Below are 1,417 nucleotides of genomic sequence, written 5' to 3'. Positions count from 1 at the left end.
GCATCCCGCGCGTTAACCGCCAGATTGAGGATGCCATGTTCTAGTTCCGATGCGTCAGCAAAGGCGCTCCACAAACCGGCATTGCCAACTATCTCGATCCTGATTTGCTCTCCTAAAGTGCTCTTGAGCAGTTCGCTCATTCCCGCGAGCAAGCGATCTACATCAATGGACTTTGGATCCAGCGGTTGGCGACGTGAAAAAGCCAGCAAGCGGGCAGTGAGTGTGGCCGCACGCTGAGATGCATGATGGGCCATCGCCTGCGCTCGCATGATGCGTCCAAACTGTGGCGCATCGGAAATGCTTGCGAGCTGCCGTCCGATCGTATCAAGACCACCCATGATCACCGTAAGCAGGTTGTTAAAGTCGTGTGCAACACCGCCGGTAAGCTGACCGATGGCCTCAAGCTTTTGAGCTTGGCGCAGCGCTGCTTCGGCCTCCGTTCGACGCGCGATTTCTTCCGCTACACGCTGTTCCAGCGTCGCATTGAGTTGCTGTAGCTTTAAGGACGTAGCGGACACATCTTTACGCGCACCATCGAGTGCTCTCGCAAGATGCGTTGCGTGAGTAGCCGCCTCCGTGGCAGAACTTGCGCGCGCTAGGGCCATATGAACCCGCGCTTCAGTCTTTAGTAGTTCAATTAAAAGCGGAAGGCTCGATTCGATATCATTCCAGGGGATAGACAAGTTCCTGCCGACAAATACCAGGATTGCCGCAGGGGTCGAACGAGCGACCGCGGGAACGAGCGTGTTAGTGTCGGGAAATGCTACCTCTCCGAAGAACTCACAGCAGCTTGATGCTTGCTTCAAAAACGCTCGCCAAGACGGGCCGCCAGGCAGGCGCTGGTCAAATCCCTGAGCTGGCGTAAAACTCCCCGTTTCTTCATCCTTCAAGAAAATGAGGAAAGCATCGCCTCCCATAAACTTGGCTAATCGCGCGGCAGCTTCTCGCCTCCCGTTGGCGTTGGCAAAACCACTTAAAAGATGAGCCCCGTCATCCTTCAAGTGACCTACTCGGGAAATACGCAAACGACTGCAGTGCAGTTGTGAAAGCCACTGAACTGCCCCTCCGCTCGGGCGATTTGACCGTGGGTGTTACACCCAGTCAACGGCACTTCCGAAAATCGTTCTTGCAAGCTTGAGAGTTCCAACCCGAACTCGTCTCCCATACGGAGGCGAGTAGCGACGCAATCAAAGAAAAGGGCCGCCGCTGGGGGGCCGCCTAATGCATCCAAAGCAGCATTTGCAGCCTGCTTCGCGGCAGAAACTGCGGATGCCGTGCTAGTCTTCATAATTCTTACAACTGAACCAACGGGGACCTCAGCGGCGCACACAACTGCGCCTTCCTCATCCACAGCCAGAGGAACACGCAAGCGATGTTCAGCTCCGCTATCAACCCCAATAATATTGTGCAGGAAGAA

General features: G+C 55.3%; 1 protein-coding gene and 1 pseudogene. Both read right to left on the bottom strand.

The features are described from left to right. A pseudogene (locus IVB36_RS19645) lies at positions 1–1,001 on the bottom strand (hypothetical protein); the annotation flags it as partial. A gap of 5 nt (positions 1,002–1,006) precedes the next feature. Then, positions 1,007–1,417: FIST C-terminal domain-containing protein (locus tag IVB36_RS19640; protein ID WP_247392793.1), on the bottom strand; the 411-nt coding region annotated here is incomplete at its 5' end.

It is taken from the genome of Bradyrhizobium sp. 35, assembly GCF_023073215.1.
Taxonomy (GTDB): domain Bacteria; phylum Pseudomonadota; class Alphaproteobacteria; order Rhizobiales; family Xanthobacteraceae; genus Bradyrhizobium; species Bradyrhizobium canariense_D.
Note: the sequence above shows the minus strand (reverse complement) of the source record. Positions and strands in the feature narration are given on the sequence as shown.